The organism is Anaerolineae bacterium (genome assembly GCA_016931895.1).
Taxonomy (GTDB): domain Bacteria; phylum Chloroflexota; class Anaerolineae; order 4572-78; family J111; genus JAFGNV01.
The window spans coordinates 12,124-38,713 of record JAFGDY010000011.1; the positions used below are offsets into that span (position 1 = coordinate 12,124).

At 53.9% G+C, this 26,590-nt stretch carries 23 protein-coding genes; 12 read left to right on the forward strand and 11 right to left on the reverse strand.

Translation table 11 applies throughout. The features are described from left to right. Window positions 1-100 precede the first annotated feature (100 nt). The 4 genes from JW953_00750 (at window position 101) to JW953_00765 (ending at window position 6,263) form a co-directional block, all read left to right on the forward strand. Window positions 101-1,645, forward strand: coding sequence for a radical SAM protein (locus tag JW953_00750; GenBank protein MBN1991202.1), 1,545 nt, complete (start codon window positions 101-103; stop codon window positions 1,643-1,645). Continuing rightward, window positions 1,642-2,925 carry a hypothetical protein gene (locus tag JW953_00755; GenBank protein ID MBN1991203.1) on the forward strand — a complete coding sequence of 428 codons (1,284 nt, stop codon included), beginning with the start codon at window positions 1,642-1,644 and terminating at the stop codon, window positions 2,923-2,925. The genes JW953_00750 and JW953_00755 overlap by 4 nt, the downstream gene beginning before the upstream one ends. Continuing rightward, window positions 2,925-4,004: a radical SAM protein gene (locus JW953_00760; GenBank protein MBN1991204.1), complete on the forward strand. Its 1,080-nt coding sequence runs from the start codon at window positions 2,925-2,927 to the stop codon at window positions 4,002-4,004. Before JW953_00755 ends, JW953_00760 begins: the two co-directional genes overlap by 1 nt. A gap of 207 nt (window positions 4,005-4,211) precedes the next feature. Beyond that, window positions 4,212-6,263 (forward strand): PD40 domain-containing protein, encoded by a 2,052-nt coding sequence (locus JW953_00765; protein ID MBN1991205.1) that lies wholly within the window; start codon window positions 4,212-4,214, stop codon window positions 6,261-6,263. A gap of 95 nt (window positions 6,264-6,358) precedes the next feature. On the opposite strand, the gene JW953_00770 is transcribed toward JW953_00765, so the two are convergent. From JW953_00770 to JW953_00800, 7 genes are all read right to left on the reverse strand, one after another. After that, the gene (locus JW953_00770) at window positions 6,359-6,505 is read right to left on the reverse strand and encodes a pilus assembly protein (GenBank protein ID MBN1991206.1); all 147 of its coding nucleotides are present in this window, start codon (window positions 6,503-6,505) and stop codon (window positions 6,359-6,361) included. Between the two features lie 107 nt (window positions 6,506-6,612). Further along, window positions 6,613-7,503: a 50S ribosomal protein L11 methyltransferase gene (gene prmA, locus JW953_00775; protein MBN1991207.1), complete on the reverse strand. Its 891-nt coding sequence runs from the start codon at window positions 7,501-7,503 to the stop codon at window positions 6,613-6,615. A gap of 77 nt (window positions 7,504-7,580) precedes the next feature. Next, complete coding sequence (gene dnaJ / locus JW953_00780) at window positions 7,581-8,723, reverse strand: molecular chaperone DnaJ (protein MBN1991208.1); 1,143 nt, start codon at window positions 8,721-8,723, stop codon at window positions 7,581-7,583. Window positions 8,724-8,854: 131 nt separating this feature from the next. Then, window positions 8,855-10,762, reverse strand: a complete 1,908-nt coding sequence (gene dnaK / locus JW953_00785; protein ID MBN1991209.1) for a molecular chaperone DnaK — start codon at window positions 10,760-10,762, stop codon at window positions 8,855-8,857. Between the two features lie 40 nt (window positions 10,763-10,802). Next, a complete protein-coding gene (locus JW953_00790) occupies window positions 10,803-11,423 on the reverse strand; it encodes a nucleotide exchange factor GrpE (GenBank protein MBN1991210.1) in 621 nt (206 codons plus the stop codon). Between the two features lie 36 nt (window positions 11,424-11,459). Then, complete coding sequence (gene hrcA / locus JW953_00795; protein ID MBN1991211.1) at window positions 11,460-12,488, reverse strand: heat-inducible transcription repressor HrcA; 1,029 nt, start codon at window positions 12,486-12,488, stop codon at window positions 11,460-11,462. A 244-nt stretch (window positions 12,489-12,732) separates the two neighbouring features. Beyond that, window positions 12,733-13,737 carry a peptidoglycan bridge formation glycyltransferase FemA/FemB family protein gene (locus JW953_00800; protein ID MBN1991212.1) on the reverse strand — a complete coding sequence of 335 codons (1,005 nt, stop codon included), beginning with the start codon at window positions 13,735-13,737 and terminating at the stop codon, window positions 12,733-12,735. A 217-nt stretch (window positions 13,738-13,954) separates the two neighbouring features. Here JW953_00800 and JW953_00805 point away from each other — a divergent pair, with 217 nt between their 5' ends. The 8 genes from JW953_00805 (at window position 13,955) to JW953_00840 (ending at window position 22,570) form a co-directional block, all read left to right on the forward strand. After that, window positions 13,955-14,311, forward strand: coding sequence for an NADH-quinone oxidoreductase subunit A (locus JW953_00805; GenBank protein ID MBN1991213.1), 357 nt, complete (start codon window positions 13,955-13,957; stop codon window positions 14,309-14,311). 79 nt (window positions 14,312-14,390) lie between these two features. Next, window positions 14,391-15,578, forward strand: a complete 1,188-nt coding sequence (gene nuoH / locus JW953_00810) for an NADH-quinone oxidoreductase subunit NuoH (protein MBN1991214.1) — start codon at window positions 14,391-14,393, stop codon at window positions 15,576-15,578. 116 nt (window positions 15,579-15,694) lie between these two features. Then, complete coding sequence (locus JW953_00815; protein ID MBN1991215.1) at window positions 15,695-16,210, forward strand: NADH-quinone oxidoreductase subunit J; 516 nt, start codon at window positions 15,695-15,697, stop codon at window positions 16,208-16,210. Continuing rightward, complete coding sequence (gene nuoK / locus JW953_00820) at window positions 16,207-16,518, forward strand: NADH-quinone oxidoreductase subunit NuoK (protein MBN1991216.1); 312 nt, start codon at window positions 16,207-16,209, stop codon at window positions 16,516-16,518. The genes JW953_00815 and nuoK overlap by 4 nt, the downstream gene beginning before the upstream one ends. Window positions 16,519-16,574: 56 nt before the next feature. Continuing rightward, on the forward strand, window positions 16,575-16,991 hold the full coding sequence (gene rnk, locus JW953_00825; protein ID MBN1991217.1) for a nucleoside diphosphate kinase regulator: 417 nt from the start codon (window positions 16,575-16,577) through the stop codon (window positions 16,989-16,991). Between the two features lie 37 nt (window positions 16,992-17,028). Continuing rightward, the gene (gene nuoL / locus JW953_00830) at window positions 17,029-19,245 is read left to right on the forward strand and encodes an NADH-quinone oxidoreductase subunit L (GenBank protein MBN1991218.1); all 2,217 of its coding nucleotides are present in this window, start codon (window positions 17,029-17,031) and stop codon (window positions 19,243-19,245) included. A gap of 76 nt (window positions 19,246-19,321) precedes the next feature. Continuing rightward, window positions 19,322-20,881 carry an NADH-quinone oxidoreductase subunit M gene (locus JW953_00835; protein MBN1991219.1) on the forward strand — a complete coding sequence of 520 codons (1,560 nt, stop codon included), beginning with the start codon at window positions 19,322-19,324 and terminating at the stop codon, window positions 20,879-20,881. 201 nt (window positions 20,882-21,082) lie between these two features. After that, window positions 21,083-22,570 carry an NADH-quinone oxidoreductase subunit N gene (locus JW953_00840; protein MBN1991220.1) on the forward strand — a complete coding sequence of 496 codons (1,488 nt, stop codon included), beginning with the start codon at window positions 21,083-21,085 and terminating at the stop codon, window positions 22,568-22,570. Between the two features lie 62 nt (window positions 22,571-22,632). On the opposite strand, the gene JW953_00845 is transcribed toward JW953_00840, so the two are convergent. Genes JW953_00845 through JW953_00860 form a run of 4 tightly spaced genes read right to left on the reverse strand, consistent with a single transcriptional unit; the run spans window position 22,633 to window position 26,388 of the window. Continuing rightward, complete coding sequence (locus JW953_00845) at window positions 22,633-23,745, reverse strand: nucleoside hydrolase (protein MBN1991221.1); 1,113 nt, start codon at window positions 23,743-23,745, stop codon at window positions 22,633-22,635. Between the two features lie 2 nt (window positions 23,746-23,747). Next, the gene (locus tag JW953_00850) at window positions 23,748-24,554 is read right to left on the reverse strand and encodes an ABC transporter permease (GenBank protein MBN1991222.1); all 807 of its coding nucleotides are present in this window, start codon (window positions 24,552-24,554) and stop codon (window positions 23,748-23,750) included. Then, entirely contained in the window at window positions 24,554-25,390 is an 837-nt protein-coding gene (locus JW953_00855) for an ABC transporter permease (GenBank protein ID MBN1991223.1), read from the reverse strand. The genes JW953_00850 and JW953_00855 overlap by 1 nt, the downstream gene beginning before the upstream one ends. Further along, the gene (locus JW953_00860) at window positions 25,387-26,388 is read right to left on the reverse strand and encodes an ABC transporter ATP-binding protein (protein ID MBN1991224.1); all 1,002 of its coding nucleotides are present in this window, start codon (window positions 26,386-26,388) and stop codon (window positions 25,387-25,389) included. Before JW953_00860 ends, JW953_00855 begins: the two co-directional genes overlap by 4 nt. Window positions 26,389-26,590 lie beyond the last annotated feature (202 nt).

The window sequence follows — 26,590 nt, forward strand, 5'->3', positions numbered from 1 at the left end:
AGACCCTAAAGGTGGGCGAACCTATGATTCCGCCCACCTTTAGAGTCTTCAAACCTCAATGTTGTAATCCTAATTTTTTAAAGGTATTGGAGGATAAAGCTTGAGAGTATTATTAGCCAGCCCCGAGTCTGGGGTTTGGAATAGTCGCAAACACATCCACATGGGTCTGGGTTACCTGGCCGGTGCCCTGCTGGCCCATGGTTATGATGTTGAAATCTGGGATGCGGCGGTTGAGGAGTCCGCGGAAACCCTGGCCGAAAAACTAAAGCGCGACCACTTTGACGTGGTTGGCCTTTCTGCGCCCACGCCCCTGATCAACGCCGCCTGGGCAGCAGCCAAAATTGCCAAACAACATGGCGCCATCACCATTCTGGGCGGGCCGCACCTGACCCTGCGCCCGCACGAATCAATGGAAAAGGAGCAGGTTGACCTGGTGGTGCGCGGCGAAGGCGAGTACACCATTATTGAAATTTTACAAGCCCTGGAAAAAGAGCAAAAAATAAGCGGCGGATTGTCGAACCTGAACCACAACCCGTTAATGAATAATGCTCAATCTTTCATTAATAATTCACCATTCACAATTCACCATTCACCATTATTTACCCCGGAAGCCGGCTGGGGCAATATTTTGGGCCTGTCGTGGCGTAACAAAACGGGCAAAATCATTCATAATCTGGACCGCCCTTTGCCCGACGACCTGGACGCGATCCCCTTTCCGGCCCATCACCTGTTCAAAATTGAGCGTTATACCAATCTCAACCCCCTCACCGATGGCCTGGACATGAACGCCCGCGCCTATACCGTTGTTACTTCGCGGGGGTGCCCCTACAAGTGCACCTACTGTTCCAAACCCGTTACCGGCGATACCTGGCGCGGGCGCAGCATTGACAACGTGATTGCCGAATGGCAGTGGCTGGTGCATGATTTAAAGGCCACCGAAATTGGCATTACCGACGACATTTGGAACCTGGACAGAGAGCGGGCTAAAGATTTGTGCCGGGCGCTGATCAAGGCCAAGCTGAATCACGTGCCCTGGGTTACCATCCACGGCATGAAGGTCAACAACACCGACCAGGAGCTGTTTCAATTGATGAAGCAGGCCGGCTGCAGACGGGTTGGTTTTGGTGTGGAAAACGGCGACGACTGGATGCTGCGCCACGTGATCAAAAAAGGCCAAACCGTGCAAATGGTGCGCGATGCTTTTCAGTGGGCCAAAAAAGCCAAACTGCAAACCATGGGCTTTTTTATTTTTGGCATGCCCGGCGAAACCGAAGCGTCAATGGAAAAGACCATTCAACTGGCCCTGGAGCTGGACCCCGACCTGGCTCACTTTTTGTTGGCCGCGCCCTTCCCCGGCACCGAAATGTGGGATACCCTGAAACAGCACGGCAACGTTTTCTCCGACGACATGGACTGGTCTCAACTGGCCATTCAAGACGATAAAGCCCACTTTGCTTTTGGCGACCTGGACAAGGAGACCGTTGAGCGCAAGTGGCACGAAGCGCACCGCCGCTTTTACCTGCGCCCCAAACGCATTGCCCGCATTGCCACCCGCAAAGACACCTGGCAGCGTTTCCCATACTACCTCAAAACCGCAGCCAATATGCTGCTTGGCCTGGGCGAACGAGAGAAAGCTGTGGCATGAAAGTCTCCAAGTCCGGTCCGTTACAAATAGCTCGCGCTATCCTGGGGCGGGTCGCCCTGATCTTGTTTGGCCTGTCCACAGCCTTACTTTTAGCCGAAATTGTTTTGCGCTTCATTCCGGAAAGGATACTTTATCCCCTGGTATTTAAAAACGAAGAGGGGTGGCGGATATACCAGGTTGACGAAAATATTGGCTGGGTGCTGCGGCCTAATCTTAACACTACTTCCCGCACCGACGATGGCCTTATTTTTAAAATTACCACCAACAGCCACGGCCTGCGCGACACTGAAACAGCTTACCCAAAGGCGCCGGGGGTTTACCGGATTTTGTTATTAGGCGATTCTTTCCCCGAAGCCCGGCAGGTGGACCTGGCCGACGCATTTCCCTCCGTTCTGGAAAATTGTCTCAATCAGCATAGCTCTCAGCCTGTTGAGGTGATCAATACCGGCGTATCGGGTTACACCCTGAGTGATGAATATCTTTTTTACCAAACCGAAGGCGTTAAATATAACCCAGATTTGGTTCTGGTAACAATTTATACCGGCAACGATATATCTGAGCTAGACCGTTATGAGAGCGTGATGTTGCAAATTGCCGGGGCCTATCGTTTTGAACTGGCAAACGGCCGGCTTACCCGTCGCTGGATAAGTTGGGCCAAGCCCGACCAGCCCCTTTCGGCCCCGGAGCAATTTCTGCGGCAATATTCTGTTCTTTACAAAACTCTTGCCCACCCCCACTCCAAAATAAAAGCCTACCTGGAGCGCCAGTTTGACCCACCCGTGACCGCGGCGCCGTTTTATCCGCCGCCGCCCCTGCCGCCCTGGGAATATTTTGTGCACGCCCACGACTTTTTGCACAATCCCAAAACTCCGCCAATTCTGGTGGAGCTTTGGCCGGTCTACGAGGCTTTGCTTGATGTTTTATACCAAGACACCCAAACCAATGGGCATAAGCTGGCCTTTGTGCTTATTCCCAATAAACAACAGGCCGATTTGGCAGTGCGCGAAGAAACCATTTTTGAGCTGTCCAAAGTTTACCTTGAACAAGAAACAGTAGCCTGGGACTTAGACCACCAGCCAAACCAAACCATCATCAAGGCCCTGAACCGCCGCGGTTTACCCGTTTTGGATTTACTGCCCGGGTTTCAGGCCCACGACCAAACAAACGATAAAATGTTATATTATGACCAGGACCTTCATTTTAATAAAGCCGGGCATCGCCTGGCCGCCAACTTGCTGTGCCAATGGTTGGTTGATGGTCAACAAGTGCCTATTAGATGATGTTAAAACTTTTACCCAAAATCCCCCTATATTGGGCCTTTCGCCGCTTTGGCCGGCCAATGGTTCTGCCGTTTTCCATTGTGGTCAGCATCAGCTACCGCTGCAACAGCAAATGCAAAACCTGCGACGTGTGGCGCAAACCCAACGACGATATGACCCTGGAAGAGTGGGATAAAACTTTTGCCCGCCTTGGCCGCGGCCCGCTTTATTTCACCTTTACCGGCGGCGAGCCATTTTTGCGTAAAGACACGGCGGAGATGGCCCTGTCGGCCTACCGGCATTGCCGCCCTTCGGTCATCACCATTCCCACCAATGGCATTTTAACCAAACAGATAATCAATCAGGTTGACCGCCTGTGCGCGGGCGCGCCTAAAACCAGCGTTGGTATCAATCTATCGTTGGATGAAGTGGGGTCGCGGCATGATCAAATCCGCATGGTGCCAGGCAACTGGCAGAAGGCCATGAAAACGTGGAAAGAACTCAAGGCTTTGCAAAAGCAACACAAAAATCTGGTGCTCACCACCCATACCGTAATTTCCAATTACAACCTTGACCGTTTTTTTGAGATCTACGCCGGGCTGGAGTTCCTGGAACCCGATAGCTACATCACCGAAATTGCCGAGGAGCGGGTTGAACTGGATACGGTGGGTTGGGAGATCACCCCGCTGGCTGAAAAATATGGGCCGGTGGCCGATTTTCTCAGCCAAAAGGCCCGCGCCCGCCCGGTCAAGGGCTTGGCCAAAATCACCCAGGCCTTTCGGGCCGAATATTATCAACTGGCCAAACGCACCCTTTATGAGCGTCGCCAGGTGATCCCCTGTTACGCGGGCTGGGCCAGTTGCCAAATTGCGCCCAATGGCGACGTGTGGAGTTGCTGCATTCGAGCCGAGGCGGTGGGGAATTTGCGGGAAACCAATTATGATCTCCGCCCCATCTGGCGCAGCACGGCCATGGCCCAACTCCGCCGCAGCATTTACCAGGGCGAGTGCCACTGCCCCATGGCCAATGCGGCTTATGCCAATATGGTGCTCCATCCCCGCACCACGGCCAAAGTTGTTGCCACTGTTGTTTCATCTTGACCGGCCATAGTTTGCTTCATTTTAAGAAATGCTTAAGATTGAGGGTTAGAGAGTAGGAAGTAGGGAGTCAGAAGTAAGGGTTCCAAATTGCTTGCCCCTACTTCTGACTCCCTGCTTTGTTTTTTAAGGTTAAAAAAGTGAAGGTTTTTTCTAGCCGGGGGTATTGTTTAGCGTAAAACCACATCCCTTGAAAGTGAGGTCAAGTTAATGTCTGAGGCTTCTGAAAAAGATCAATCAAACGAAGGCGGCTACTTTAAAGACCACCTGGTAGTCCGCCATCCTGATGGACGGTCTGAAAAATTTACTCTACCGGAAGATACGGGCGCAGTGACCCGCATTGGCCGCGAATTGGATAACGATTTGGTGTTGACCGACGCCCGGTCGTCACGTTATCACGCTACCATCCGGCGCACCACCGACGGCCTGGAGATCAAAGACCTGAACAGCGCCAACGGCACTGTGGTGGGCACAACCCGCCTTGAGCCGGACACCTGGACCAAAATGACCCCCGGCCAGATTGTCCAATTGGGGGAAACTCGTATTTTTTGGGAAAAGGCAGCTTCGTCTCAATCAACCGTGATGATGAGCTTGCCCAAACAGCGAGAAGATACCGTGGTCAGCCCCAAAGCGCCGCCGGTAGTGGAGCGCCCCACCACTTCCCTGATGCCCTGGGCTATTGGCCTGGCCGTTATTGTTTTGCTCCTCATTGGCGGCGGCATTTTTTTACTCTTTGTTTTTGGCCGGTCCGGCGAGGACGAAGAAACTGTCACCCAGCTGGCTACAGCTACCCCGGCGGCCGTTGTTGAACGGGCCACCGATGCCAGCCTGACCTTGCAAACACCCGGCGGCGCCCCCACCGATACCCCTACGCCTACCGGCCCGCAACTGGCCATCCCGGTAGTCAATATTAATTCCTCAGAAGTGCGGCCCATTGTTTTGGGCGCGTTGCCCAGCACCGATAAGGCCCTACTCCTGGTGAATCTGCGGGTGCAAAATATTGGCAATGCGCCCTTTATCGTTTCAACCAAAGACTTCTCGGTGAGAGTGCCCACCACCGGCCAGGTTTTTCCCGAAGCAGGCGGCACTACCAGCCCCGAAGGCTTAAGGCGTTTGGGGGCAACGGACCGCTTTGACAACCTGAATTTGACCCCTGGCGGCAGTGTGGCCGAAGATTTGATTTTTGAACTCCCGCCGGAAAGTTTTGATCTGGAATTACTGTTCCAACCGCCCGCAGTCAATCCCATTGTTTTGGGGCTGGGCACGGTGCATGTGGGTCGAGACCTGGCCGCTGCTTTGGGCACGCCGGTGGCTGAAGAAACTCTGGTGGCCGCAGCCACTACCCCCACTGCCCAACCATCTCCCACGCCCACCCGACCGGCAGCTATTCCGGCCCCGCAAGTGGTCTCACGCTCGGCGCTGGTGGGCACTATTGCCTATGGGGTTTTTAACGGCGCCGATTACGACCTCTACTTTGGTCGGGTTGACAGCTCGGGCAACAAATTTTTCCGCCCCCAGGCCAGCCAGCCGGCCTTTAGCCCCAACGGTAAACGCCTGGCCTTTCACTCCTGGAGCAACGAATCGCGGGGTTTGATGACCATGGACGTTTCCGGGGCTAACCCGGTGCTTATTACCAATTTTGTCGAAGACCAACTGCCCACCTGGCTGGTTGATGGCAAAGACATTCTCTTTCTTACCCGTCGCAGTGGGGGGCGTCAATCGCAACTTATCAGAGTTGACGGCACCACAGATTTTTCTATTGATGAAGGGATTGTTTTGGGCGAGGGAGAGTACCCCACTATTGGGGCCAATGGCCAGCTTGTGTTCAAAGGCTGGGGCGCTACGGCCTATGGCCTGCGCCTTGCCTCCCCCGCTTTAGAAGGAATACAAACCGTCACCAATGTTGACGAGGATACCGCCCCGGCTCTTTCCCCGGATGGAACAAAAGTGGTTTTTATGTCTCGCCGCGAGGAGAATTGGGATATTTACGTGATCAATGCTGACGGCTCTAACCTGCAACGTTTAACCGAGGACCCATCTAACGACGGCCTGCCCGCCTGGTCGCCGGACGGTAATGCCATTGCCTTTGTCAGTAATCGGGGCGGTCCCTGGGCGGTGTGGGCCATGACGCCGGATGGCGCTGGCAAACGCCAACTCTTTACTATGGAAGGCTCGCCTGATGGTTTTGTAGGGGTTGATACCTATGCCAGCCGCGGCTGGGCTGAAGAGAGGATTAGCTGGACTGCTTCCACTTTTGATTAAAACCGGTCAAAACAAAAACAAAAGGAAAAGCCCCACCGAAAATCGGTGGGGCTTTTTTTGTGGTAACCCTATTTTAATAAATACTAAACTAAAGTTTACAGGTTGCCGACGATGTTGCTGAAAACGTTACCAACAACCGGGCCGAGCAAGAGCAGAATAGCAATAACTACAATGGCGACCAGCACCAAAATTAAAGCATACTCTACCAAACCCTGGCCTTCTTCACGCGGAAGGAATAACATAATAATATCTCCTTTCTTAAATAAAATAAATAAAAAATATTAACTTACTACTAACATACTGGATAAAGGCGCTTTGCTCAATAGTACGAGGGTACCAAATAACTTATTTAAATATTGAACGTTTTACGCTCCACTACCAGCGCCACCCAATCCTCCTCCGTCCGGCGGTCAATGAGGTGCAGGTTTTGCGCTTGCGCTGCCGCCGTCACCTCGGCCTCTTGCCCGGCAATCATGCCGGAAAGGATAAGCTTGCCGCCGGGAGCCACGGCCACAGCCAGGTGCGGCATCAACTCAATGAGGATGTGGGCCAAAATGTTAGCCACCACAATTGGCCACTGCCGCCCGCCCCTATCCCTGGCCGAACCGACGGCTGTTTCCACATGCGCTTTTGGCAGAGGGTAGCCATTCCGGGCAAAATTCTCCTTGGCCACCCGCACGGCCACGTCATCAATATCAACGGCTCGAACCGATTTGGCCCCTAGTTTGAGGGCAGCCAGGGAGAGAACACCGGAGCCGGTACCCACATCAAACACGCTCTGTCCGGTCAGCGGCATCTCTTCAAAAATTTTCAAACAAAGTTGGGTGGTGGGATGCAGGCCGCTGCCAAAGGCCAGGCCGGGATCAATTTCAATAACCACATCGTCGCCGGTGGGGGTATAGTTGCGCCAGCTTGGTTTAATAACAAACCGCCGGCCAATGCGCACCACGTGAAAATGCTCTTTCCAGGATGTGGCCCAATCGCTCTGGCCAACGGTTTGAAACTGTGGCTCCGGCAGGCCGGAGGGCAGAGCCAGGGCAATCAAGGCCAGCAGCGCCTCAATTTCGCGCCGGCGGTATTCGTCGTGGTGGGGGATAACGGTACGCACAGTCACTTTATCAAAATTTGGCGGATAACTCTCAATCACGGCCCCGCCGTGTCCATAACGGTTGAACAGCTCGCCAACGGCTTCGGCGGCTTCGCCATCTATGTTGTTGATAGAAATCTCAATGAAATCCATATTGAAAAACAAAAACGTGTTGCGTTTATTCTACGCAACACGCAATACCTCATATTTCCAGGCAATTCCCGATTTCACTACACCCCCAACGCCTCGCGGAAACGGTCAAAGATGCTTTTCTCGCGCTGCGGCACTACCTCACGGTCAAGGGTTTTGCCCAATTCCAGCAGCAAGTCGCGCTGCTCTTTAGTCAGGTTGGTGGGCGTGCGCACCTGGATGGTGATTACCTGGTCGCCCCGGCTGGTACTGGTGCCGTCGCGGCGCAGGCGCGGCACGCCCTTGCTCCGCAGGCGAATAGTATCGCCGGTTTGGGTGCCGGCAGGAATCTTCATCATCTCTTTACCGTCCAGGGTGGGCACTTCCACTTCATCGCCTAAAGCGGCCTGGGTGATGTTGATGGCCAATTCCAAGTGAATGGTTTCATCGGCGCGGCGAAAGTAGGGGTGCGCTTTCACCCGGATGACCACGTAAAGGTTCCCCGGCGGGCCGCCCTGCGTACCGCTTTCGCCTTCGCCGGACAGGCGAATTTGGGTGCCGTGGTCCACGCCCGCCGGCACTTTCACATTAAGGCGGCGCGTTTTGACCACGCGCCCTCTGCCCTGACATTCGCGGCAGGGGCTGGTAATGATTTCGCCCCGGCCCTGGCAGCGAGGGCAAGTGCCGATGTTGATAAAAAAGCCGGTTTGCCGCCGCACTTCGCCGGTACCGTTACACTCCGGGCATCGAATGGGGGAGGTGCCGGATTCGGCGCCACTGCCTTTACATGCGCCGCACGTTTCATGACGCGGCACTTCAATCTCGCGCTCTGCGCCAAAAACAGCCTCTTCAAACTCCAGGGTCATTTCATAGCGCAGGTCAGCCCCTCGGCGCGGGCCGCGTCGCTGGCGACGGCTACCGGCGCCAAAGCCAAAACCGCCAAAAACTTCCTCAAATATTTCAAAGGGGTCGCGGAAACCGCCAAAATCAAAGCCGCCAAAGCCTCCCATCCCGCCGCCGCCTAACCCGGCGTGCCCCAGCCGGTCATAGATGCTGCGTTTCTGCTCGTCAGACAAAACCTCGTAGGCTTCGTTGACCTCTTTGAACTTTGTTTCGGCATCTGCCTCTTTGCTCACGTCGGGGTGATACTGCCGGGCCAACTGGCGATAAGCTTTTTTTATTTCTTCTTTTGAGGCGCCTTTGGCTACGCCCAGAACCTCGTAGTAGTCTCGTTTTCCGTTCATACCAATCTTTGTAGGGTAGCAAAGTGATAAGGTAGCAGGGTAACAAGGTAGCAGGGTAACAAGGTGGCAAGGTAAGAAGACTATTATTCTGTTATTTGCTACTCTGTTACTTTGCTACCTTGTACTTTGCGCTACGCTTCGCTAAATTCACCTTCAACCACATCTTCGTCACTGGGGCCGGTATCGCCGCCGGCATCAGCGCCGGGAGCGGCCCCGGGACCCGCGCCGGCGCCAGGCTCGCCGTACATGGCTGCGCCAATCTTTTGCACAGCCTGGCTTAAGTCGGCGGCGGCCTGGTTGATGGCGTCCGTATCGTCCCCTTCCAGGGCCTTTTTAGTCGCCTCTATTTTGCTTTCCACTTCGGCCTTAACATCGCTGCTTATTTTTTCGCCATGTTCGCTTAACATTTTTTCGGCGGCAAAAACCAGGTTGTCGGCCTGATTGCGGGCCTCAATGCGCTGTTTCTGCCGGGCGTCCTCTTCCTGGTGCTGTTCGGCTTCGTGCACCATGCGGTCAATTTCATTGTCGCTCAGGCCGCTGGAGGGCATAATTTTCATGCTTTGTTCTTTGCCGGTGGCTTTATCCTGGGCGGTCACGTGCAAAATACCGTTGGCGTCAATGTCAAACGTTACTTCAATTTGCGGCATGCCGCGGGGAGCCGGGGGGATGCCGTCTAAAATGAAGCGGCCCAGGCTCTTGTTGTCGGCGACCATGGGGCGCTCGCCCTGCACCACGTGGATTTCTACCTGGGTCTGGCCGTCGGCGGCAGTGGAGAAAATCTGGCTCTTTTTGGTGGGAATGGTGGTGTTGCGCTCGATTAACGGGGTGGCCACGTGGCCCAGGGTTTCGATGCTGAGGGTCAGCGGGGTCACATCAAGCAGCAGCACGTCTTTCACGTCGCCGCCCAATACGCCGGCCTGAATAGCGGCGCCAATGGCCACCACTTCATCGGGGTTAACGCCTTTGTGGGGAGACTTGCCAAAGAGCTTTTGCACCGCTTCCTGCACGCTGGGCATGCGGGTTTGGCCGCCCACCAGAATCACTTCGTTAATCTCGCTGGTGCTCAAATCGGCGTCTTTAAGGGCGGCCCGACAGGGGTCCAGAGATTTGGCAATGAGGTTCTCGGTCAGTTGTTCTAACCTGGAACGGGTCAGGTTCATGTTCAGGTGTTTCGGGCCGGAGGCGTCGGCCGTGATGAAGGGTAGATTGATTTCGGTTTGCTGGGTGGTAGAGAGTTCAATTTTGGCCTTTTCGGCGGCTTCTTTCAGCCGCTGCAAAGCCTGGTTGTCCTGGCGCAAGTCAATGCCTTCTTGTTTTTTGAATTCGCCAGCTACGTAGTCAATCACTTTTTGATCAAAATCATCGCCGCCTAAATAGGTATCGCCGTTGGTTGATTTCACTTCAAAAACGCCGTCGCCAACGTCAAGGATGGAAATGTCAAAGGTGCCGCCGCCCAAGTCGTACACGGCAATTACTTCTTCGCCTTTTTTGTCCAGCCCGTAGGCCAGCGAGGAGGCGGTGGGTTCGTTGATGATGCGCATCACTTCCAGGCCGGCAATTTTTCCGGCGTCTTTGGTGGCCTGGCGTTGGCTATCGTTGAAATAAGCCGGCACGGTGATCACGGCCTGGGTAATGGTTTCGCCCAGGTAGGCTTCGGCATCGTTTTTGAGCTTTTGCAGGATCATGGCGCTGATTTCGGGCGGCGAATACTCTTTATCGCCCATTACCACGCGGATGTCGCCGTTGGGCGCTTCTTTCACCTTGTAGGGCACCACCTCCAGAACGTGCTGGACCTCCGGGTCTTTGTATTTGCGGCCCATGAAACGTTTGATGGAAAAGATAGTATTTTCAGGGTTAGTAACGGCCTGGCGTTTGGCTACCTGGCCCACCATTCGCTCGCCGGTTTTGGGGTTGACCGCTACCACCGAGGGGGTGGTGCGATTGCCTTCCGCGTTGGGAATGATGACCGGCTCGCCGCCTTCCATTACCGCCATCGCCGAGTTTGTTGTGCCCAAGTCAATGCCTATAATCTTGCCCATTGTTTGTTGCTCCTTAAATTGTCAAATAATCCAAGTTTTTTTATTTAGCCACTCTCACCAGCGCCGGGCGCAAAACCCGATTACCAACCTGGTAACCCTTGCGCACTTCACCGATAATTTGCCCCTCTTCATGATCTTCACTCTCTTCGTAGCTGACGGCTTCGTGGAAGTTGGGGTCAAATTCGCCCTCGGTGGTGATGGGCATCACATTTTGCTCTTCCAGGATTTTATCCAGTTTGCGCTGCACCAGCCGAAAGCCCTCTACCCAGCCCAAGAGCTGGCCATTGAGTTCTTCCGGCACATTTTGAAAAGCCAATTCCATATCATCCAGGGCGCTGAGCACCCCCTCCAGCACCTCGGCCTTGATGCGGTCGCGTTGAAGTTTTTGCTGTTCTTCCTGCCGCCGTTTGAAGTTAGCCAGTTCTGCGGCGGCCCGCTGCCAGCCTTCTAAATTATTGGCGGCTTCTTGCTGCGACCGGGCCAGTTGTTCTTCCAGGCTGAAGGCTTCAGCTTCGGCTTCAGTTTCCGTTTCAACTTCAGCGGTTTCGGCTGCGCCAACTTCGGCCGTAACAACTTCCTCCGGGGCCATCTCTGCGCTGGTTACTTCGGCGGCGGCTTCATTTTTTTTTGTTTTATCCGGGTCTTTTTTTCTCTTAGCCATAGATTTCCTTAGATTAGGGGTCGTGGGTTAAATAACTTAAACATACAAATCACTCACAAAATCACTCATCAATTGCGACATATAGCGCACCACCGAAACGGTTCGTTCATACGGCATGCGGACCGGGCCTAACACCCCCATCACGCCGGTAATTTCGTCGCCGGCGCCATAGCGGGTGAGCACAATGCCCACTTCTGATAGTTCTTCCCACTTGCCTTCGCCGCCGATGATGATTTGCACGCCCCCACGTTGCAGGGCTTCGTCAACCATTTGCTCCACAAACCGGCGCTCTTCCAAGGCCCGGATGATTTGCCGAATGCCTTCTCGCTCTCTAAATTCCGGCTGGTTGAAAACATTGAGCAGGCCGTCGCGGTAAATGTCGCTGCTGCGGCGGGCGTCAATGCGGCGCATGGTTTCCACAACCACTTCCCGCACTTTGGCCCCAATTTCGCTCATTGGCTCAGGCATCGCGGTGACCTCGTTGGCATTAAGTCCCTGCCACAAGTCGGTCAATTGCCGGGCCAGGGGGGCCAGTTCATCCTGATTAATCGGGGTATCAACCGTAATGAGCTGCTGTTTGAGCGTGCCTTCCTGAAAAACCAAAACCAACAGCACCGTTTGTTCGCGGATAGCAATCAATTCCAGGTGCTTCAGATGGCAATGCACGCTTTTAGGCGCAGTGACCAATGAAGCATTATGCGCGGTATGGGCCAAAACCGCCGCGCTCAAGCGGAGCCACTGGTCAAGCTCCAGCCGGGCTTGATGGAATTGGTGGCTAATCATGCGCTGATCTTCGGCAGACAGGTCTACCTGCTCCATCAGCTTTTCCACAAAATAGCGATAACCCGCCTCGGTTGGCACGCGCCCCGCCGAAGTGTGGGGGTGCATCAAATATCCCAACTCTTCCAGCTCGGCCATCTCGTTGCGCACGGTAGCCGAACTAACCCCCAATTTGTACTCTTTGGTAATTGATTTGGAGCTGATGGGGATAGCGCTTTGAATATATTGTTGGACCACCAACCGGAGCACGGTTTGCTGTCGTTCGGTTAAATCGTGTTCGTTCATTGTTGTTCATACTTTAGCACTCTAGCCCTTAGAGTGCTAAAAACATAACAGAAATGATACCATAAAGTGGAAAAGGTGTCAAACTTCAGGAAAATTCAGAGGGCGTCCCCAATTTGGGGTGGGGGCGACTGGCCGCTCGCCCTATTTTTTACAGATAGGGCTTACGCAAATCGTTGATGCGTTCCAGGGTGACAGTCACTTTGTAAGTGACTGTCACCCTGGAACGTGCATCAGTCTTAACAGCTTAAAATTTGCGCCGTAGTTTGTAGAGCTGATAGAGCAGCGGTTGGTAAACGTAATCATACGCCCCGAAACTCCGGGTAAACTGCCCCCCAAAGCCCCGCTTAAAACGATATACGCTCCACAATCCATCATGCCGATCTTGAAATTCCGCTTCCAGCGTAGCCAGGTCGGCGTCGGGGATGCCCCACAAATCGTAGCGGGTGCAGCCCGCACGTTTGGCCCATTGGATGGCGGCCCATTGCACCAGGTAATTGGGCATCAAGTGGCGGTATTCATTAGAAGACGCCCCGTAAAAATAATAAGCGTCTTGCTTGTGTCGAAACACCAGCAAGGCGGCCAGGGGCTTGCCGGCAAATTCGGCCAGCAACAGGGCGCAGTGATCCGGCGCAAACAGGTTGTAAGCGGTTTGGTAGTAATCAAGGCTGTGAATCCCAAAACTGTCGCGGTCGGAAGTGGTCAGCGACAGTTTGTAAAAAAGGGGAATATCCGCTGCATTTCCCACCCGCACGGTAACGCCTTTTTTGGCAGCCAGGCGAATGTTGTAACGGGTTTTTTGTTTCATCGCGGCCAGGATGGCGTCTTCGTCGCCGCTGAGGTCAATTACCAGGGAAGCGCGGGGTTGGATAGTGTCGGCGGGGGTGAAGCCGGATTTTTGCAGAAAAGTTGAGACATGGGAGGCCTGGGCAGTTGGGGAGCCAGGTGGTTGGGGCACGTCCGGTTCAATTTTGAGGAAGATGGCCCGGTGTTTTTTGGCCTCGGCGTGGATGGCGGCCAAGAGGGCCTGGCCTTGCATCCAATTTGACCAATCTACAATCGGGCCTTTAGGAATGTAGGCAATGGTCAGGCCCAAGGGCAAACGTCGAAAAAGAATTTGGGCCGCGGCATCCTTTACCCGGATGCGTTGGGGTATCCAGCCAAAACGGCTCTTCAATTCACCCCAGGCCCAGCTTTGCAGCAGGTGGCCGTGATGGGTGGTTACATAATTGTCCCAGTCGGTGGGGGTCAAAATAACCTCCAAATAATCTTGCCCACATTATACCGTTTCCCCTAAAATCCGGCGATTATCTCCCCTCAAAATTTAGCCTCAATCACCGGATTGGGATAATGTCGCATCCATCGCCAATTTGGCCTGTTGCGACCGCAAAATTGTGTTGAAGCTCCCAACTATGTTATAATCGCCCTATCCGGCGTTTTTATGAAGATTTGTTAAAGGTAATTTCTAAATGGTCCAGGATTTTGAATTCATTGGTGTATTTGGCGCTATTGTGGTGATCATTCCTTTTGCCACGCTTTTCCTCGCTTGGTTGCTCAGACCCAAAAAGCCTCATCCGGCCAAACAAGAAACTTATGAATCCGGAATGCAGACCATTGGCCAAACCTGGGTGCAATTTAAGGCTCAATATTATATTTATGCCATCATTTTTGTAATTTTTGACGTTGAGGCCATTTTTCTATTTCCATTTGCCGTGGCCTACCGGCAGTTAAATCTTTATGCCCTGGTATGGGTTGTTGTGTTTATCCTACTCCTGCTTGATGGCTTGTTCTATGCCTGGCGTAAGGGCGCAATGCGGTGGTTGTAGGGCTTAACATCATCAAGAACAGTGTCGAAGGCCGCAAAGGTGGGCAACGCAATACGGAACATAACTCGGAGCAGCTTAAATGCAGTATTTAACCGATTTCATCATTAGCTTAAATATTCCCCACATTAATCAAAGCATGGCCAAGTTGGTGGCTTATTTTATTTTTGCGGCGGTGGTGGCAGTGGCTGCGCCGGCTTCGTTGATTGTGCTAACCTGGCTGGAGCGCAAGATCATTGGCCGGATTCAAAACCGGCTTGGGCCTAATCGGGCCGGTCCCTTTGGCTGGTTCCAGGCCGTAGCCGATATGATCAAAATGTTTACCAAAGAAGACATCACCCCGGCCAACGCCGACCGACTGACCTACAATATTGCCCCCGGCCTGGCCGTTGTTTCGGCCATTCTGGTATTTGCCGTAATCCCGTTTGCCCCCGGTTTTGTGGGCGCCGAGTTGAATGTGGGCGTACTTTATATTGTGGCCGTTGGGGCGTTGGGCACATTGGGTGTATTGATGGCCGGTTGGGCCTCCAATAATAAATACTCTTTGTTGGGAGCTTATCGGGCGGTGGCCATGCTGCTCACCTATGAAATTCCTATGGTCATCACGCTGCTCATTATCACCCTGGCCGCCGAATCAATGTCGTTGGTCAAAATTATTGAAGCCCAAAGCGGAATGTGGTATGTTGTTTCACTGCCGGTGGTTTTTCTGATCTTTTTAATGGCCGGGGTGGCCGAGGTGGGTCGCTCGCCCTTTGATTTGATTGAAGGGGAATCGGAGTTGGTGGCCGGTTTCCATACTGAATACAGCGGTATCAAGTTTGGCATGTTTATGATTGGCGAGTACGTGCACATGTTTGCCCTCTCCTTTTTCCTGTCGGTGTTTTTCTTTGGGGGATGGCAGATACCGCTGGTGAACGTGGCGGCCTGGCCCTTTCCCTGGGGCGCTTTGTTTGGCCTGATGGCCTTGCTGGTCAAGGTCTTTTTCTTTGTTTTTGTGATGATGTGGCTGCGGGGCACGCTGCCGCGCTTTCGCATTGACCACCTGCTTGATTTCGGCTGGAAGTTCCTGGTGCCGCTGTCGCTATTCTTATTGATTGGCGTGGCCGTGGCCGTTAAGGTAACACCCGGCGAATTCGGTAAAATCATTGCTATGTTGGGGGTTAATCTGGTAGTGCTGGGCGCAGCCCTGGTGATTGTTTTCAGCGCAGCCCGCCGCAGCCAAAACAAAGGTTTGCGAGCGGTGACGGCGGTTGACCCGATTGTAAAGTAGCAAGGGAGCAAAGTAGCAGGTAGCAGAGGAGCAGAGTAACAGAGGAGCAAATAACGAATAACCGTCTTTTTACCCTGCTACCTGTTACCCTGCTACCCTGTCCAAGAGGTTTGCCCATGCCTGATATTACCCAAATTATTTTTATCATCATGACCATTTTCACCATTGGTGGGGCCATCGGCGTGGTCACCAGCCGGAGACTATTCCATAGCGGGTTATATTTGATTTTGTCGTTATTTGGCGTAACCGGCTATTACGTGTTGCTTAGCGCCGGTTTTTTGGCCGTGGTGCAATTGATGGTTTACATTGGGGCCGTGGCCATTTTAATTCTTTTTGCCATTATGTTCTCTCAGCAGGTGATGGCCGCCGGCCAAACTCAACTCAATCGTCAGTGGTGGATCAGCCTGATCATTTCGGCGCTACTGCTGGCCGTGTTGGTGTTCACCGTGAACGTGGTAGCGTGGCCCCTTACCGCCACGCCCCCCCCCGATAATACCGTCGAGCAATTGGGGCTGGCCTTGTTGGGCAGTTATCTGATCCCTTTTGAGGTGATTGGCGTGCTGCTCTCGGCAGCCTTAATTGGTGCGGTCATTCTGGCCCGAGAAAAAACGCAGGAGGAAACCGAAACATGACCATTCCCCTCTCCTGGTGGTTAACCGTGTCTGCCGTTTTATTTGCCCTTGGCGTTTATGGCGCGCTCTCCCGCCGCAACGCGATTGGTATTTTGATGGGCGTGGAGCTTATTCTGAACGCGGTCAACGTGAACATGGTGGCCTTTTGGCGTTACGTGACCCCCACCAAAGTAACCGGCCAAATCTTTGCCCTGGTGGTTATTGCCGTTGCCGCCGCCGAGGCCGCCGTGGGCTTGGCCATTGTGATTGCCGTGTATCGCCGCCACAAATCGGCGGTGGTTGAAGAACTGGACATGCTGAAACAATAAATTGATGCGGTATTCTCGGTTTTATTGAACAGCGATAGAGTAAAGGGGAAAATATCATGAGTGATAACCTGATTTATATTACCGAGTTTGACCTTGAACGCTTGAACAAATTGCTCCAAGAGGCCCAATACACCCAGTATCGTGATAACGATTATTTGCTACGCCTGCAAGCCGAGCTTAATCGGGCGAAGGTCGTCGCGCCGCAAGAGGTGCCGCATGATGTGATTACCATGAATTCCACCGTCTGTTTGGTTGACTTCAGCACCGGCGAAGAAGAAACGTACACTCTGGTGTTTCCAGAAGACGCCGATATTGAACACGGTAAAATTTCGATATTGGCCCCTGTTGGTACCGGAATGTTAGGGTATAGGGTCGGCGATGTATTTGAATGGGACGTTCCGGCCGGGCAAAGAAAATTGAAGGTCAAGCATATCTTATACCAGCCTGAAGCATCGGGAGATTATCATTTGTAAATGATTTATACCTGAGAGAAATTGTTGGTGGTCCATAATGAACTTTTTCTTTAACTTTATTTATCTCATCCCCCTCTATCCCCTCCTGGCGTTTGCTTTGATTGTGTTGGGTTTGAACCGATATAAAAAAGCCAGCGCCTGGTTAGCTGTTGGCGCAATTGCCCTGGCCTGGCTTCATTCCTGGATTATTGTGGCCGGAACAATTGGGGCAATGGCTGACGAACACGGCATCCACGTTGCCGGCTGGGATTTATCATTCAATTGGATTCCCACCGCCTTCAGTTATCTGCAAACCGGTTTTGCCGTAGACGGCCTGACGGCGGCCATGCTCTTTATGGTGCCCTTTGTCTGTTTGATGATCTTCATTTACGCCACCGAATACATGGAAGGCTACGAGGCGCAATTTGGCCGCTACGCCCGCTTTTTTGCTTACGTATCGCTGTTTGCCGCCGGGATGCTGCTGCTGGTGCTGGCCAATAACCTGCTGCTGCTTTTTATTGCCTGGGAAATCATGGGGCTGTGTTCTTACCTGCTCATTGGCTTCTGGTTTGAGAAAGAGTACCCCGACGCGGACAAAATCAACACCCCGCGGGCGCTATGGCAAACCTTGCAATTCTGGAAATACGCCGGGCCGGACAAAATCTCGCCCAATTTGGCCGGGTTGAAAGCCTTTTTGACCACCCGCATCGGCGACGTGCTGCTCTTGGCCGGCATGCTGCTTTTGTGGAGCTACGCCGGAACGCTTTCTTTCCGCCAAATCTTTGCCCCGCCCACCCTGGTCTATCTGACCGAAGTGACCCTGTGGGGTATGCCCCTGGCCACCCTCACCGCTTTGTTAATTTTTGGCGGCGCGGTGGGTAAAAGCGCCCAGTTCCCCCTCCACGTTTGGCTGCCGGATGCAATGGAAGGCCCCACGCCGGTTTCCGCCCTCATCCACGCCGCCACCATGGTCTCTGCCGGCGTCTACCTGGTAGCCCGCATGCTGCCCCTCTTTGCCGCATTTGAAAACGGCGCGGCCATGCAAACGGTGGCCGTTATTGGGGCCATCACCGTGCTGTTGGGGGCAACCATTGGCGTGGCCCAGTTTGACATCAAGCGGGTGCTGGCCTACTCCACCATCAGCCAGTTGGGTTACATGATGATGGCCCTGGGCATTGGCGGGTTTGTGGCCGGGGTGTTTCACCTGATTACCCACTCCTTTTTTAAAGCCCTGCTTTTTATGGGCTCCGGCTCCGTCATCCACGCCATGGAACATGGCGCCCACCACGCCCACGATCACCACACCGACCCGCAGGATATGCGCAATATGGGCGGCTTGCGGAACAAAATGAAACTCAGTTTTGTTGCTTATCTGGTGGGGGCGTGGGCATTGGTTGGACTTTTCCCGGCGGCAGGTTTTTGGAGCAAAGACGAAATTTTAACCGAGGCTTTTCTGCACCGTCACCAGTCGCTTTATTTTTGGGTCTATCTGGCCGGAGCAGTGGGCGCGGCTTTTACCGCCTTTTACATGGGCCGTCAAATGGGCCTGGTATTCACGGGCAAACCCCGCACCAAATTAGCCGAACATGCGGTTGAACCGGGCAAACGGATGACTTGGCCGCTGCTGGCGCTGGCCTTTTTTGCCCTGCTGCTGGGTTTTATCAACGCGCCATTCCTCGGCGGTTGGTTCCACCATTTTGTAGGCGAGGTGCATCTCATTGCCAAAGAAGCCGCGCCGGGCATTGCTTTTGAGGCGGCGCCCTTTAGCTGGCCGGTGGCCGGAAGTTCGCTGTTGATCGGCCTGATCTTCTTCGCCTTCGGCTGGTGGCTCTACGCCCGGGTAGACGATGCCAAAGCCGACGATCCGGTTCAGCGCCTGCCGCTGATTGGCCGGCCCGTCTTCACCATCCTGTATAACAAATATTACTTCGACGAAATTTATCGCGGCCTGATCATCTATCCGGTGGTGTCGCTGGCAACGCTGTGCGGCAAATTCGATTACGAGTGGGTCATCAACCGCCTTGTTGACTTTTTTGGCTACCTGATGCGTTTTGTATCCGACCTCATTCGCCTGTTTGATACCATCACCATTGACGGCTGGCTGGTCAACGGCATCCCCTGGCTCATCAATTGGTGCGGCGGCCAACTGCGCTTTCTGCAAACCGGCCGCGCCCAAAACTATATGTTACTGTTGGTGATTGGCTTTTTGATCCTGGTGGGTCTGGCCCTGATGGCCTGGTTCGGCCAGATACCGGCGATTGCCCTGCTGCCGTAAACCGGGGCGGGGGGAGCAAACAAGCATGCTCTTCCTCCTTACCCCATAATATAAGCGCAAAGGAGACATAATCCTGATGCTCTACTTAACCGCAATGACCTTCATTCCCCTATTCGGGGCTTTAATCATTCTGGCGATTCCCAAAACTCAGGAAACATTCATCAAATATTTCGCCGTGGTGATGAGCCTGCCTTCATTGGGCATATCCATTTTTTTGTGGTCTACCTATGGCGATACCGGGGGCTACCATCCCTATATTGATAAATTCAATTGGATCCCGGCCATCGGCGTGCAGTATTACATGGGCGTGGACGGCCTCAGCCTGCCCCTGGTGGTGCTGACCACTCTGCTGACCACCCTCAGCCTGTGGTACTCGGCCAAAATGATTCACACGCGGGTGAAGGAGTTTTTTGCCCTGTTCCTGCTGCTGGAGATGGGCATGCTGGGCGTGTTTGTGTCGCTGGATTTGGTGCTGTTCTACTTTTTCTGGGAAATCGGCCTGGTGCCGATGTTCCTGCTCATTGGCATCTGGGGCCAGCCTAAAGACCGGCCGCAGTACTCGGCCATCAAATTCTTTATCTATACGTTGGTTGGCTCGGTGGCCATGCTGCTGGCCTTTATTGCCCTGTACCTGGCCGCCGGCTCCTGGGATATGACCCAAATTCCCGCTCTGCTGGCCGGAACGTTCCTTGAGGACGCCAACCCGAATAATTTGGCCTATGTAACGGCAGCCTTCTGGGCCATCTTCATTGCCTTTGCCATCAAAGTGCCGTTGTGGCCCTTCCACACCTGGTTGCCCGACGCCCACACCGCCGCGCCCACGGCCGGGTCGGTGATTTTGGCCGGGGTGCTGCTAAAATTGGGCGGTTATGGCATGATCCGCGTGCTCATTCCTTTCTTCCCCCACGTATTCCAGAATATGGCCCTGATTATTGCCACCCTGGGCCTGATCAGCATGATTTACGGGGCGCTGGTCAGTTTTGCCCAGTGGGATTTGAAACGGCTGATCGCTTACTCCTCGGTGAGCCACATGGGTTACTTTATCCTGGGCCTGGCCGCGGCCATGGCCTTTGCCCGCGACGTGCCAGGGGTGGCCGAAAGCCGGGTGATTGCCCTTAATGGCGCGGTGCTGCAAATGGTCACCCACGGCCTGATTACGGGCGGCCTCTTTTTCCTGGTGGGCGTGATTTACGAGCGCACCCACACCCGCGACCTGAAGGCCTTTGGGGGGTTATCGGCCAAACTGCCGGTGTATTATGGGGTGATGATGGTTACCGGGCTGGCTTCGTTGGGCTTGCCGGGCCTGGCCGGGTTTATCAGCGAGTTCATGGTTTTCCGCGGCGCGTTCCACCTTATTCCCAACTTTGCCCTTATCGGCATCATTGCCATTGTGCTGACCGCAGCCTACATTCTCTACAAAATTATCCAGCACGTCTTTTTGGGTGAATTCAACGAGGACAAGTGGAACAGCATTTTTGACGCCGCTCACTGGCCCTTTAAGGTTGACATGGCCGCCTTTGAAGTGATTACCATGGCTCCCCTGCTCTTTGGCATGATTGTGATTGGCATTGCCCCGGCCTTTATCATCAACACTATCAACGCCACCAGCGTGCTTATTTTACAGGCGTTGCGGTAAGTCGTGATCAGGTGGGGAAATTTTCGTCAACTTGCTGGTTATTTAACTGACTGGACAAACAGTGGCCAAAAACAAATTATGTCTACAATCAGGAGATAGGGTGCGGGTAACGCGAGACTGTGTGGAAGAAGATGTGGATCGCCCGAGTCGTGAATATTTGATAGCCACGCAAGGATTCTCAGCACTGAACAGAGGTGAGTTTTGAACAACTTATTGTTACTCTTACCCGAAATTATCATCACCGCAACGGCCTTTGCCATTTTCACCCTGGACATCATCTGGAGGGGCGACCGCCGCAGCATAACCATTTTACCCTGGCTGGCCTTTGCCGGGGCCATTGGCGTGTTTCTGGCCACCGTCTATCTCTGGCCTTTGGCCAGCAACCAGCGCGCGCTGACCACCGGGCCAGATAGCGCCGTGCCCATCATGGCCGTTGACCGCATGGCCTTTTTCTTCAAGCTGATCGCCGCCTTAACCGTAGCCCTGGTTGGCTTGAGCGCGGTAGATTACCTTAAAACCCGCAGCCCCTTCCGGGGCGAATTTTACGCCCTTACCCTGCTGGCCGGGTTGAGCCTGATGCTGCTCTCCAGCGCCACCAACCTGATTATGATTTATCTCTCTCTGGAATTCCTGTCCATCACCAGCTACATCTTAACCGGCTATCTCCGCCGCGACGCCCGCTCCACCGAAGCGGCCATGAAATATTTTCTCTATGGGGCGTTGGCCTCCGGGGTAATGCTGTATGGCTTCTCCTTGTTGTTTGGCTTCACCGGCAGCGTGGATTTGGCCGCCATCGCCGCGTCGCTATCCGCCTCCCGGCCAAACCTGGGGCTGGTGATGATGTCTATGCTGCTTGTTTTGGTTGGCTTTGGTTTTAAGATTGCCCTGGTGCCCTTTCACCAATGGTCGCCCGATGCCTACGAGGGCGCGCCCACGCCGATTACGGCTTTTCTTTCGGTTGGGCCCAAAGCGGCCGGTTTTGCCGTGCTCATCCGGGTGCTGGTGGTCGCCCTGCCCGCTTACCAGGTCAATTGGACGGCCATCCTGTCCTTCATCGCCATTCTGACGATGACCCTGGGCAACCTGGTAGCCCTGTGGCAAAAGAACATGAAACGAATGTTGGCCTATTCCAGCATTGCCCAGGCCGGTTATATGCTCATCGGCCTGGCCGCCTGGACCGGTCACCCCGAGGGCTGGGCCAACGGCGTGTCGGCCATTATGCTGTTTTTGTTTGCCTATCTTTTTACCAACCTGGGTATTTTTGCAGTGGCCATTGCCATAGAAAACAAAACCGGCTCCTCGGAAATTGCCGATTACGCCGGTCTCATTCGCCGCTCTCCCTTTTTGGCCGTGGCCCTGTTGATTTTTTTCCTCTCGCTTGTTGGCATCCCCCCCACCGGCGGTTTTATGGGCAAACTGTTTGTTTTTGGCGCAGCCATTGACCAGCAACTTTACACCCTGGCCGTGGTGGGCATTATCAACAGCGTCATCTCGGTTTACTATTACTTTGGCGTGGCCCGGCTGGCCTTTTTTGGCCGGGGCCGGGATGAGTCGCCCCTGCATGCCGGTTTTGTTATGAACGTGGTGGTGGCGGTGACAATGGTCATGACCCTGGTCATTGCCCTTTACGGCCAGCCCTTCATCACCCTGGCCAACGAGGCGGCCCACATCCTGGCCGCCACATTTTAACTCGGCCCGCGCTCAGTCCAATTTATCTCGTCTCTAGCCCTATTGACTGGCGTGACTTCGCCTTAGCTGGCCCGGTCTATCGGCTGGCTCTGCGGCTCAGATAGATTGTCTAATGAATTGGCTGCGGCCAGGAAGGCCGCCTCAAAGGCGACCTGGTTACCGCCCAAACAGACGCGGGCATTGGGCGGGCCGGTTTTGTTGACCACTGTCTGACCGGTTATTTCCGGCGGGTGGGTGTTGATCTGCAAAGGCAAGTCTCGCCAATCGGTCCCAATAGTTGGCTCTACGGCAATGGCCGCCGTAACTGCATCCCACACCGGCACAGCCTTCACCCCCGGTTGTATCCAAAATAGCCCCTTGATTATCCTGGCCATAAATTTTGTTTCCCGCCACCGGGCCGCCGCCCTTGAGAATTCATGGGCCAGGCGGCGCGAGATCAAAAGCGGGCTGGGGCCATGGATATGGGTTACATCCAAAGGCGCAACCACCAATTTTGCCCCGGAGCGGAAAACAAAATCAGCGGCGGTGGGGTCTAGCCATAAATTCCACTCCGCCACCTGGTTGGGATTGGCCGCATCCTCCTCGTGGATACAGCCGGGCACGTAAACGGCGCCTCCCCCCACCACAATCGAGTCCAACTGCGCCGCCAGGGCCGGGTTGGCTTGCAAAGCCAGGGCAATATTGGTCAGGGGGCCGAGGGCAATAATTTGCACAGGAGTGGGAGAGGCGGCCACCAATTGACCGATCAGGGCGGGCGCGGAAACAGCGGGCGCAGGGACGGCGGGCGGACAGTTCAGGCGAAAGGTTAAATCGGCAAATTGCCGCCAAAACTCCGGAAAGGTGTTAGCGCCGGCCAGAGGTTGGGCCGGCCCCCCGGCCACAGGAATATCTTCTCGCCCGGCCAGGGCCAATAAACGGCGCAGATTTTCAACGCCGTTGGCCACGTGCGTTACGCCGTTAACCACCGTAATCCCCACCAGGTCAATCTCCCGGCGTTGCAGCAGGTACAAAATGGCCGCCATATCATCGTGAGACATATCGGTGTCCACAATCACGGGCCGGCGGGGGCCGTTCAGCCGCGCCGCCAGGGGCGCGCGGGGAGGAAGGGATTTTGCCGGGGTAACCAAAAAGGGAATAATTTGAAAGAGGGGGCTGAGGATAGTTTTTTGAAACATTGTTATAGGTCTCCCGCTTGCCGCGCCTTTTTCTCGCTGGCCAGGTAAATCATAAACCCCACTACCGGGCCAAACAAGCCGGTGGCGATGATAATGGTCAATTCCGCATTGAGGGGTAAAAGTTCAGGCCGCATCTGGCCCAGGGCCACGGTGCGGAAGGCGTCAACCGAGTAACTGAGCGGGATCAGTCTGGATATATTTTGCAGGGCCGGGGGCAAAACCGAAAAAGGAAAGAAAAAGGCGCATAACCCCATCAAACCAAATTCAAAAATATTGGCCACCAACTCAATGCTTTCGCCAAAATTCAGAGCCAAACCGGCAATGGCAAAGCCCAGCCCCACCAACCCACTCAATGTAAAAAACAAAATGCCCAAAGCTAACCAGGGGGAATGGAAAACCAGGGGGCCGGTAATAGCCTGGGCCAGCAGCAGCCCAAGCAAACCGGCCACAGCCGTCCAGGAAAGGGCCGCCAGAGCGCGGGCCAGCAACGTGAGAAACCGGGAGGCAGGCGTTAGATATAACCCGGTGAGCGTGCCTTCTGTTTTTTCTTTTTGAATGCCCAACCCTACCGTCCAGATAGTGTGCGAGAGAAAGATATAGATGATAAAGCCATACAGGGTCATCCCTTTTAATCTGACGCCCATTGCCGCCGGGGCAAAAACTGTAATCAACAGGGTCACGGCAATGGCCATCACCAGCACCAGCACAAAGTTAGCCACCAGGTTAACCGGGTAGCGGGTCAAGAGCAAAAATTGTTGTTTGAGCATGGCCCGGAAAGGCCGGTAAGCCAACGTTTGCCACTTTTTCATTAAAAAGAACCAAGCCCTGAACCTGTTCTCAAGGTTCTTTCTGTTTTGACAAAAATAAGATAGCCCAGCAGCGGGGCGACCAGGCAGAACAAAGCCAGCACGCTTAAATCCAGCCACCACTGCTGAGAAAAATAGGGCGTGTCCAGGAGCGCGCCGCGTAAACCCTGGGTCAGCCAGGTGGGGGGGAAAAGCAAGCTGATAATTCGCACGAGGGGGGGAAAGATGGTGATGGGAAAATAAACGCCCATCAAGGTGGTCAGCACCCACTGGGCGATCATGATAAAGGCGTCGGTTTCTTTGAGCCGTAAAACAAGCGCCCCATAAAACAAAGTGAGGCCGTACAGGGGAGGCAGGCCAACCAGCAAAAAAAGCAAGGCCACGAACAAACGGTTGGTGTGAAAGACAATTTGAAACAAAAGGGCGCCAATAACCATAGCCCCCACAAAAAGCAAAGCCGAATAGAGCATCAGGGCCAGGGCTACCCCGGCCAAAATAACCGCCATCGAAGCGGGGGTCAGGTACAGGCTTTCTAAAGTGCCGCCCTGCATCTCTTGCCGCAGCCAATGGCCAAATCCCCAAAAAGACCTGATGACCAAAATAAATGCGCCGCCGCCAATGAGCAAAAACCCGGCATAGTTGGCAGTATGGGCATATTGGGCAAAGTTAAAACCGGCCTCGTCGCCGGCAATGGCCTTACCCAAAATAATGGGCACAAAGGCTATGGCCGAGGGCATCAACAAATCGGTGAGGCGGGCGGCCCAGGTTTTGGAAAGACGGATTAATTGGACGCGGGTGGTTTGCCCTAAAACCCGCATCAACTTGAAGGTGAATTTCATAGGGGGGTATCCTCACTCAGGGCGCGGCCTGTTTTGGCCATAAACACATCTTCCAGGGTGATGGTGGCCGGGCTGATGTGTTCCAGCAGGGCCTGGTGATTTAACAGGTTTTGCATCAACCCCGGCAAAGTTTGCCGCATGTCCTCAACAAAAACGGTCAGTTGGGTGAGCCGGTTGGACTGGCTGGCCACCACCTTAATGACATCGTTTTGTCGTTTAACCGCCTCCAACGCCGCCGGGGGAATAACGCCTTCCATTTTGATGATTTGATTTTGGCCCAAATCGTGTTTTAAGGCCTCAATTGTGCCTTCGGCAATCACCACCCCTTGATCAACAATAGCCACCCGCTGGCACAACTCTTCCACCTCGGTCATCTGGTGCGAAGTTAAGATGATGGTATAACCCTCGCTGTTGAGGGTTTTGATGATGCGCCGCAGGGCCTGGGCCGAGGGAACATCCAGGGCCGTGGTCGGTTCGTCCAAAATCAGAATCCGGGCGTTATTGATCAAAGCCCTGGCAAACACCAGGGCCATCTTTTGCCCCGACGAGTAGGTTTCAACGGGCCGGTCTAACAAAGATTCCAGGTGGAGCAAGTGGCCGAGTTTTTTAAGCTGGGCTTTGGTTTGGGCGGGAGACAGGTAATACAGGGCGGCAAAATATTCCAGGTTTTCTCGCCCCGTCAGTTTCCAATAAATGCTGCGTTCGCCGCCCAACAAACAGCCCAACGAAGCCCGCACCTGAACATCCTGCCGGCCAACCACAAAATCATTCACCACTATCCGGCCCCGCGTGGGGATGAGCAGGGTAGTGATACACTTGATCAGGGTGGTTTTGCCGGCTCCATTTGGCCCCAGCAGGCCAAACAACTCGCCCTGTTCAATATTTAGATTGATATTTTTTAGCGCATTAATCTCTCTGATGCGGCTCTTTAAAAAACCGGCGCGCTCTTTAACGTAATAAGTTTTGGCTAAATCTGTGATGGTAATAATGGCCGGCATTAGCTATTTCCTTTTTTGGCGTGGGCAATCCCAAGTTATCTATAGTACTAATACCCTGTTTTTTGGTGGTGTTCAGGCCTATAATTTATGATATAATTGGATTCCAGGTAGTTTACCTGCTTAAAATTCTATCACGATTTTTGGGTTATCACAAAAGGGGCGTTAAATGAATCTGCCCGCAACGGAATATAACATCAAGCCC